This is a genomic window from Flavobacterium sp. ARAG 55.4 (assembly GCF_051846875.1).
Taxonomy (GTDB): domain Bacteria; phylum Bacteroidota; class Bacteroidia; order Flavobacteriales; family Flavobacteriaceae; genus Flavobacterium; species Flavobacterium plantiphilum.
Window position 1 is genome coordinate 35,837 of the sequence record NZ_JBPYCT010000019.1, and the last position, 8,769, is coordinate 44,605.

Here is an 8,769-nt window from a genome sequence, read left to right on the forward strand (position 1 = left end):
CAACAGAGTATGAAAGTAGCTATAGTAACTTCGTTCCCACCAAGTAAAGTAACATTAAACGAATACGGATACCACTTAGTTAAAAATTTTGTTCAAAAAAAGGAAGTATCTGAATTGGTATTGATAACTGATAAAACCAAAGAACCAAAACAATTGGACTTTGAAAACAGTCATAAAGTAAATGTACAAGAGTCTTGGGCTTTTAACAGTTATTCAACTGTTTTTAGAATTATTAAAACTGTTTTAAGAGAGCAACCAGATGCTGTTTTATTCAACCTTCAGTTTGTGAAATTTGGAGACAAAAAAATCCCAGCTGCTTTAGGTTTGTTATTGCCAATGCTTTTAAAGTTATTCGGAATTAATACAATGGTTTTATTGCACAATATTTTAGAGCAAGTAGATTTAGAAAGTGCTGGATTTACTAAAAACAAATTGGCTGCCAAAATATACAATTTCATTGGTACTAACTTAACTAGATGCATTCTTAAAGCTGATATGGTTGCAGTAACAATTAGCAAATATGTAGATGTTTTAAATGAAAAATACAATAGTAAAAACGTAACATTAATTCCTCATGGTTCTTTTGAAAAACCAACTACTCCAAACTTTGATTTGCCAGAGGGTCCAAAAAAAGTAATGGCCTTTGGGAAATTTGGAACCTACAAAAAAGTAGAAATTTTAATTGAAGCAGTAGAAATAATTAGACAAAAATCTACCCAAGCTATCGAAATAGTAATTGCTGGAACTGATAGCCCAAATACACCTGGATATTTAGAATCAGTAAAACAAAAATACGCTCACGTACCAGGAATTACCTTTACAGGTTATGTGGAAGAAAATCAAGTAGCTACCATTTTTAATGAAAGCACAATGGTTGTTTTCCCATACACTTCAACAACAGGGAGTTCAGGAGTATTGCACCAGGCTGGAAGTTATGCAAAAGCAGTTGTGATGCCTGATTTAGGAGATTTGAGCTTATTAGTTAAAGAAGAAGGATACAAAGGAGAATTTTTTAATCCAGAAAGTTCAGAGTCATTGGCTAATGCAATTGCGGCTATTTTAGAGAATGATGCCTACCGATTAGAGTTAGCTAAAACAAATTATAAAGCTGCAAGTGCCTTGTCAATGGATAAAATTGTAGACATGTATTTACATAGTTTTAATGAAATAGAATTCAATAAATTAGAAGAGTACCTAGTTAGAAATATGTAAAAAAGAAGGCTTTTTAGTTCCGTTTTCATTGATGAAACCAAATTTCTTTTGTCTCTTTTTTTGCCAAGGCCATTTTCCCGCCACTTGATCGGGTACATGAGGGAAATCATATAAAGTCCACGACATAAATGCAAGCTTATTCTTTTTGAATACAGCTTGTATTTTTTGATGATAATTGGCTTGCTCTTCTTCATTATAGCCTCTTAGATTCCAAATTCCATTGTAAGATGGAACTCCAAATTCTTCAATAAGTAATGGTTTTTTTACTGCTTTTTCTAAAACCATATTTTCTTTTTCTAAATCGGAAATAGCATTGTAAAAATGATAGGAAACAAAATCTAGCTTGTCAGCTAAATTTGTTGCTTCAAATGAGTTAGACCATCCAATGGTAATTAAATGATTGGGGTCATTTTTTCGGATAACCGAAATCATGTGATCCAACCAACTAAGCACATTTTCTTTTTTTCTATTTTCGAAATCTAAGTTGGGTTCATTTTTAATATCCCAGGCAATAATGTTTTTATTGTTTTTGAAAGCAGTAACAATGGTTTCCGCATGTCGGTGAGTAAGTGTCCAGCTCTCTAAAGTATAATCACTGTAAAAGTCAAAAAGCGTAATGATTACATATAGTTTTTTGGCTTCCGCCAAAGCAATAATTTTTTTTAATTTATCCAATTTGTCTTTTCGAATATCGGCTTTACCAAAATCATCATACTGCACAAACAAACGAATCGAATTGAGTTTGGCACTTTTAATAATATCAAAATCTTTTGAAATGGTATCCAGATTAAACAACGGTCCAAAAGTATCCCAAGCCGAATTTTTGGGATAATAATTAATTCCTTTTATCGTAAACAGAATTTTGTTTTTCAAGATAGAGTTACCTTTAACCGTGAAAACACCATTGGATTTTACGGTATCAATAATAGCGATGTTTTTGTCCATTTTTTGCAAATGTCTAACACGCCAAAATCCATCTTCCAGCAATAACATCACTCGGTAAGTTGCCGTATCTTGAACCGTTGTAACAAGTTTTTCCTGCTGGTAAACCTTTTGAAATTCAACTACATTTTTATCGGTAAAAATAACCTGCTGACCATCGGCACTATAAAATTCTAGTTTTGGGTTGTGCTCAAGTGTAGTGCTTTCTATTGTAATTCCGTTTTTAAGGTTGTAATCAATGGTATTGTATAAATTTTTACGGGTATTTTGAGTGTAATAATCTTCAATTCCTTGTTTGGAATTGCTTAATAAGGCTCTGTTTTTAATTACCCACGAAAACAAATAATCTTTTTCGATTTCTTTTAATGTAGTAGCTTCCATTTTTCTACCTTCATTGTTCATTTTTTCCCAAATGATTTTTGGTAGATAGGTATTGATGGTTTCTTTTTCCAGATGTAGCATCTTAGTTCTATCGGCTCCCGTGTTTAAAAAAGTAAGTGTCTTATTGATGCCTAAAAGGATTAATACATTTACCAAAATAAATGACACAATAAGAATGCTGCGATAGATATTTCTATTATTTACTAGTGTCATAATTTTTGGTTTCAGTTTTTTGGGTTATTCCCAAAGTGGTAATTTCAAAACAATATGCTTTTTCTTTATAAAATTCAACAGGAAGATTAAATGTAGCTATTCCTCTTGAACTATCAGTAATCAAAGTTTCAATATGCTTATTTTTAGTATATATTTTCGCAGTCACTTTTATACCGTCAGGAACTAATTGTCCCATAAAACTAGTTAGTGGTCCAACAATGATTTGACGATTATGATTTGAAAACCGATAGCTAAATGACGAAATAATGGGTTTGTAACTCAGAATAATCGGATTACTTTTAGCAATTCCAGTAATATAAGCTGTAATGGTATAAGTATCTGGATGATCTGGGTGCAAAATTTGTCCAGAAGCGATTCCGTTTATGGTGGTTCCTATTGTTTTTAAGAACAAATTATTTTTGGTTTCGATGCTAAACAAAACCGTTGTTCCATCACTAACAATGTTGCCGTATTGGTCTTTGATAATAGAACTGCTTATGGTTGTAATTTGGTTTCCATCCGCATAATCGTGATTTCTGGAATAACTAATAGTGAAATCAGTAGCGATATTTGGATATACTTCGGTTTCTATTTCTTTGCTAGCGGTTCCTTGGCTTGTTGTGGAAGCTAAAATTTGTCCTGATTTTTTATTGGAATATATGTTTTTCCAAATGATAAAATTCTTGGTTTTCTTTGTTTCGGCATTTACAGCATTTAAAAATTGGTCTTTAATATCTACTTCGGTTCCTTCCTGTTTAGGATTGTCATAGCTATCGGTTGGAACGGTGACCATCATCGTAAATTCAGAACCACCAGCTAAAATACTTCGCGGCCCTAAATAGTTTTCAATTTGAGTTTTGGTCTTGTCGTTCGGAATGATTTCAAAAGATCCTTTAATTGCTGAATTTCCATCTCCAATTAAAAACCAGGAAACTACTCCAGTTTTTTGCGTATAAATTGTTGGAATTTCAAAAGTAATTTTGCCGTTTTGGTTTTTACTTTCTAAAAGTGTTTTGCCATACGAATGAATTATATAAAGCTGTTTTTTATCCGTTTTGGAATCAGATTTAAAAACTAATTGTATGGGATTTCCAGCAATAAACAGGGAAGTTTTGGTTTCTAAATGGATTTCGTTTTTTTTGGAATACGACAAAGCTGTCCCAAATGCCAGGAGCGATAAAATAAAGAGAGAAGCTAATATGTAAGCTGTTTTTTTCATTGTCTTGGGTTTCCAATATAATTATTGATTTCCATTTTAATGTAACTAAAACCGTTGCCGTTTACTTTTTGCAATTGTTCGTATTCTTGATTAAAATCACGGTTTGGAACTACAGTTTTGGAGATTTCAGCATTCGAAATTCCGTTTACAAAACAGTTTTCTAAGGATGATTTTATAGGTTTTACAGTTTTTAAATTTAATAATTGGTATTCAAAATATTGCTTGCGTTGTACTCGAACTCCTTCGCGAACAAAGAAGTGATCTACATAAAGGAGTTTTTTATTAGCATTATAATAAGAAATTAACAACTCTGGAATAGTGACTTCTTGAATGCCAAAATTAAATAAGGTTCCGTTGATGGTATTGCCTTGAATTGCCAAATCAGATAAAGCGACTTGAGTATATAAATCGGTGATGGCTACATTTCCAGCACATTGAATATTAAAAGTTACAGGGATTCCTTTTAAATCCAATGGAGTGAATTCATTAGGATTAAAAGTAGTAGGTTTTACATCATTATTTTTTAACCATGCAATATCTTCAAAGTTCACTCGGAAACTCGTAACTTCTTTGGGCATCAACTTGTGTTTGATGACAAATTTAGCATTGTGTGACGCTAGTTTACTATTGTTTTTATCATACAAAGTCGCTTTTAAAACTACATCAGCTGGGACATTATCGACATTTTGTACTTCGCCAATAACAACATACTCTTTTCCAAATTGTACTAATGATGCCGAAATTACTTCTAATACTGGTTGTTTTAAAACATCGTCATGATAGGTTTGCTGGGTAGAAATGACTCTTCGACCTTGTTTGAAAAATTGAGTGATAGCATTAGAAATAAATTGGTTTGGAGGAATATCTGAATCTAATTTTTTAGGAATAATAAACCAGTGGTTGCCTATTTTTTCTACTTCATGAATATAGTCTTTTTTAATGATTTCTAAGGGTGTAATCCATTTGGTTTTGGCTAAAACAGTTGCTTTGTTTTTACTGGATTTAAGGATTTTTATATCAATAGCATCCAGTTTAGCGTAGGAGTTGAGCACGCCATCGGCAACTGAGGTTTCTAGCATAAACTGTGCAATAGATAAGTGACTTTCGGGATTTATAAAGGAATAGGCTTTTTCAAATTCCTTAAAATCAATGGCGTCATAATAGGATTTTACCACATTTTTTGGACTTATTTGAGTAGCCATATTGTTATACAATTGGTATGCAAAAAAAGCAATAATTACTAACAATATTGCCGTCCAAAGGTGTAATAAAATAATGAGTTTGTTGGAGAATTTTTGATAAGGAATGGCAAAGAATAAAAAATCAGCTTTTGGGATAGTTTTTAATTTTAATGTTCGGTAGAACATCATTTGAATGTTTAAAACAAAAGCAATAATAACTGTTAAAACGGGAATGATTCCCCACATTAATTTTTGATAAACAGGCACATCTTCAAAAGGAAGTATTTTGGATAATGGAGGAACATTCGATTTTTCCCAAACCATGATACCATTTTCTAGTTGGGACAACCGGTGCCAGCCACAGAAATACAAAATGGGATCGTAAAATTTATCATTCGAAAAGGCATATTTCAAATTGTATTTTTCAGGAACAGTCAAGAATTGCTGCAAAGAACCTATTCCTTCCAAACCTCTAAATTTTGAATTCTCTAAGCGTTCAACTGCCCTTGAAGTCAGTTCAGGAAGTCGCCTAGCCGAATGGTAATTGCCATCTACCGTTAAGGCTTTGGTTTGATAGGACAATGTCGCCATTTGGTCTCCAAAACCCAACGGTAAATAACGCCATTGATCGTGTTGATCTTGGTTCAAGAAATTAACAATGGGTAAAGTATTGATTTTTTGTGGTTGAAAAGGTCTAAAATAACCCAGCGTAATAGTAAAAACTGCCATTAATAAAAAACAGCCAGCTATAAATCCGCCTACAATTCGATGATAAACGTGTCCAAATCTATTTTGAATAGCTTGTTTTAAATCACCTTCTACAAAGCGATAGACAAATTCACCAAACATAGGTAAACTCATAATCGAAGCCCATAAAGTAAAGCGGTCTAAAGTTAGAATATTAAAAGCATTTTTACCTAAGAGCATTAATGGAATAGGCGTTGTACCTCCTGTTCCTAAAATGGTCAGTAAGGTTAAGGATAGCCCAAAAAATAAATAACGCTTGCTATAATAGCGGTAAAATAAGTACGGTAGGAGAAACAATAAAACGCCCCATGGAATTAAAAAAAACATCAATCCAGACGAGGTAACTTCAATAAAATTATCCCGACTTCCGTGTGGAATAGGAACTTGTGTAATCGGATTTTTTTTGGAATTAATCCAATAGGGTAAAATGCAGAATATAATTAAGAATAATGAAGAACCTCCAAAAAGGGCAATTCTTTTAAAAAGTTTAAGGAAAGATTTAAAAAAAAGCTTAAAAGTAACTTCTTTAAAACTAGATGCTTTTTCTCTGCAAGTGTCCATAATTACCATCCCGATTAAAGGGAAGATAAAAAAGACCATTCCAAAAATAGGAGTAACATGGTGAGAACACACGGTAACTGCTAGTAAAGAAACTGATGTGAAAAAATATTTGTATTTACCCGTTTTTATCCACAAGTAAATTTCAGGCATAGAATGCATTAAAATGGAGACTCCAATGATGCTGGGCAGTTGCCCAAAAATATGTAAAGTTTCTACAAATGAGGAGGAGAAAACAGCAACAAGAGCGGTGTAACCTGCCACATTTCGGTTTCCTGTTATTAATAGCGAAAATCGATACGCTCCAGTGATAAAGAGGATGATTCCAATAATAGCCACGCTAAACATGCCAAATTTTAAACCACCGATAAGAGATAATAAAGCAATAGCTTGATGTACTAATGGCGGATAACCCATAACGGTAAACCCAGTGTACCAGCTGTAGTTCCAGGGTTCAAACCAACTGTGTGCATAATGATTGGCAAAAAATAAATGTATTAATGCATCGTATGTATTTTCTAAAGTGAAGAAAATAGCACTAGAGTGAAATACTACTCCTATAAGTAGGGCAACGATTAAATATTTATTGGTCTTTTCTTGCACTTATTTCTAATGGATTATCAGTATTGTAAATATAGAAAATAAACTACATACTGTCGAATTTAATGTGTCTCTAGAAAACAACCATTCATCGCAACATATCCGACCATTCATCTAATATCTAAAAATCTGATATTAGGCTTGTTATATATTTGTATCAAATTAACAACTCAAAAAATAATTAACATTAAAATATAACAATATGAAAATTCTAATTATAGACGATCAAGAACTAGTTTTACTATCTTTAGATAAATGTTTGACTGATTTAGGATATGAAGTAAAAAGCTCTAATAATGTTTTTGATGCCATTGCTCAATATGATGCTTTTTCTCCAGATCTTGTAATTGCCGATATTAATATGCCTGTTTTGGCAGATGAAAATGCTAAAGATTTACCTTTTACTGTTAATGATACAGCAGCTGGATTGGAAATTGTAAAATATATCAAAAATATTAAAAAACACGATACTCCAGTGATGATTTTATCTGGAAATAACGATGAAGACATTATCTTAAAAGGATTTGAATTAGGAGTTTCTGATTACATGAAAAAACCTTTAAGTCTAGGAGAAATTGGTGCAAGAGTAAAAAGATTAACAGGTTCTAATACAATACCGCAAGTTGACAACAGTAATAGAATGATTCAAAACAACTGTATTGGTGTTGTGATCCCATGTTATAATGAAGAGGAAAGATTGTTAAGTGAAGAGTTTAAGAAATTTGTTCACTCTAACTTAGGATACCATTTGTGTTTTGTAAATGATGGTAGCAAAGACAATACCTTAAGTGTTTTGCAAGAATTAAGCAAAGGAAACGAACATAGAATTAGTGTTTATAATTGTGAAAAAAACGGAGGAAAAGCTGAGGCTGTCAGATTAGGAATGTTGCATTTAGCAAAGGACAATCAGTTCAACTACATTGGATTTCTAGATGCTGACCTATCAACTAATTTTGAAGATTTTAATGATTTAGTAAATACTATTTCTAATTCTAAATATAAAATAGTAAGCGGTTCTCGTATCAATAGAATGGGTGCCGATATTGCAAAAGAATCCGCTAGAAAAATTATAAGCCAAGGAATTAATTTTATTATCCGTAAAACACTTGGAATGGATTTTAAAGATACTCAATGTGGTGCTAAAATCATGCATAAAGAAATTGTAGAAAAGACTTTCCAAAAAAGATTTTTGACCAAATGGCTTTTTGATGTGGAGATTTTTATGCGAATGAAAAAGATTTATGGCAAAAAAGAAGCGATTAATTTAATTTGTGAAAAGCCATTAAACAGATGGGTTCACATGGATGGTTCTAAATTATCATTTAAAGATTCATTTAAAATCATTGGACAAATAGGACATATAGCTGTTCATTACAAATAAGACACTGTCCCAAAAAGTGTGTGAGTTGAAAAATCAAGGCTTCGATTTTTATAATCGGAGCTTTTTTTCAAATATAAAAGTAAACCGATTTAAACTATTGGATTGCTGTCTAACATATTTTTCCTCCTCAATTTTCAAATTCATTGAATTATCTATTTATAGATTTTTAGTAAAAAATTGCTCGATTTTGTAACACAATGATACTTGATACCTGAAAACCTTTAGCAAACATTAGATCTGCGAATTCCTGTATTTTCTCAACAATCAGATTAAATACTTTTTCCCTACATTTGTATTGTTACAAATAAAAACTCTGAAAGTTTAGTGACCCTATT

At 32.1% G+C, this 8,769-nt stretch carries 5 protein-coding genes; 2 read left to right on the top strand and 3 right to left on the bottom strand.

Annotated elements, in window-relative coordinates; genetic code table 11:
• The first annotated feature begins 9 nt into the window (after positions 1–9).
• The gene (locus ACSV4D_RS17275; protein WP_439229250.1) at positions 10–1,212 is read left to right on the top strand and encodes a glycosyltransferase; all 1,203 of its coding nucleotides are present in this window, start codon (positions 10–12) and stop codon (positions 1,210–1,212) included.
• Here ACSV4D_RS17275 and ACSV4D_RS17280 read toward each other — a convergent pair.
• From ACSV4D_RS17280 to ACSV4D_RS17290, 3 genes are read right to left on the bottom strand one after another with little or no spacing between them, the layout of a single operon-like run.
• Positions 1,195–2,748, bottom strand: a complete 1,554-nt coding sequence (locus ACSV4D_RS17280) for a cellulase family glycosylhydrolase (RefSeq protein WP_439229251.1) — start codon at positions 2,746–2,748, stop codon at positions 1,195–1,197. The genes ACSV4D_RS17275 and ACSV4D_RS17280 overlap by 18 nt on opposite strands.
• On the bottom strand, positions 2,732–3,967 hold the full coding sequence (locus ACSV4D_RS17285) for a hypothetical protein (RefSeq protein WP_439229252.1): 1,236 nt from the start codon (positions 3,965–3,967) through the stop codon (positions 2,732–2,734). Before ACSV4D_RS17285 ends, ACSV4D_RS17280 begins: the two co-directional genes overlap by 17 nt.
• Complete coding sequence (locus tag ACSV4D_RS17290) at positions 3,964–7,056, bottom strand: hypothetical protein (RefSeq protein ID WP_439229253.1); 3,093 nt, start codon at positions 7,054–7,056, stop codon at positions 3,964–3,966. The genes ACSV4D_RS17285 and ACSV4D_RS17290 overlap by 4 nt, the downstream gene beginning before the upstream one ends.
• Before the next feature lie 199 nt (positions 7,057–7,255).
• Here ACSV4D_RS17290 and ACSV4D_RS17295 point away from each other — a divergent pair, with 199 nt between their 5' ends.
• Positions 7,256–8,434 (top strand): glycosyltransferase, encoded by a 1,179-nt coding sequence (locus tag ACSV4D_RS17295; RefSeq protein WP_439229254.1) that lies wholly within the window; start codon positions 7,256–7,258, stop codon positions 8,432–8,434.
• Positions 8,435–8,769: the final 335 nt, after the last annotated feature.